Below are 1,082 nucleotides of genomic sequence, written 5' to 3'. Positions count from 1 at the left end.
AGCTGCGAGGCGGGGTCGGGGTTGGTGTCGTTGTCCTCGGGTGTGGGGCGGCGGTCGTTCCTGGGGCGGTCTGCGCTGGTGGGCGCGGTCGCGGTCGGTGGGCCGCTGGTGCTGGCCGGCTGCGGAGGCGAGGACGGCGGGGATGAGGGGGTCACGGGTGGGGATGACTATGTGCCGGGGTCGGCGGCGTTGAAGGTCGAGCTGCCGCCGGAGGTCGAGGGGGTGCTGTACCCGGAGGGGTATGTCGGTCCGAAGGCGCGGGAGCTCGAGCCGTTCGGTGATGGCGAGACGGAGTTCACGATCCTGTCGCAGGTGGATCCGGACATGGACATGGCCACGAACTACTACTCCGGTCTGGTGGAGGAGAAGACCGGGGTGAAGGCGTCGTACGTGACGGTGCCCGCGGGGGAGGACGGGAAGACGAAGGTGAACGCGATCGTAGCGGGTGGGGACCTGCCGGACGCGCTGATGGTGGGGCAGGGGATCTTCAATCTGTCGGAGATCAGCATCTATGGGCAGCAGGGGATGTTCATCCCGCTGGACAAGCTGATCGATGAGAACGCGCCGCACATCGTGGACATGTTCGGTGCGTTCCCGGACATGCGGAAGCAGTACTCGTCTCCGGATGGGAAGCTGTATGCGGTGCCGTCGATGAATGACTGCTATCACTGCAAGGCCGCGAACGTGCGGACGTGGATCAACTCGCGGTGGCTGGAGGGGGTGGGGGCCACGGCGCCGGAGACTCTGGATGAGTTCGATGTGCTGATGGACGAGTTCCGGGGCTTCAGCGGGAAGCCGGAGGGGTCGGTGCTGGCGACGGCGTCGGCGGAGACGATGTTGAATCTGGTGCAGTTCTTCCTGGGGTCGTTCCTGGAGATGCCGGAGCTGTGGGTGCGTCGCAGCGGTGAGACGATCGAGTGGATCCATGAGGACCCGGCGTTCCGCGAAGGGATCGTCTGGCTGCAGCAGCAGTTCATCAAGGGCAACCTGGATGCGGGGATGTTCGCGAACACGCCGGAGCAGTATCAGAAGCTCGGCGACGCGACCGATGGCCCGAAGTTCGGCATCGCCTACGGATACTC

The 1,082-nt window shown here is 65.6% G+C and carries 1 protein-coding gene; it reads left to right on the top strand.

The window, feature by feature from the left end:
* Positions 1 to 1,082, top strand: a 1,082-nt coding sequence (locus ACFFF6_RS19905; protein WP_376983267.1) for a type 2 periplasmic-binding domain-containing protein, incomplete at both ends; no start/stop codon positions are given.

Source organism: Brachybacterium hainanense (genome assembly GCF_042434575.1).
GTDB lineage: Bacteria > Actinomycetota > Actinomycetes > Actinomycetales > Dermabacteraceae > Brachybacterium > Brachybacterium hainanense.
The sequence above is the reverse complement of the archived record's forward strand: the minus strand, read 5'-3'. Positions and strand labels throughout refer to the sequence as shown.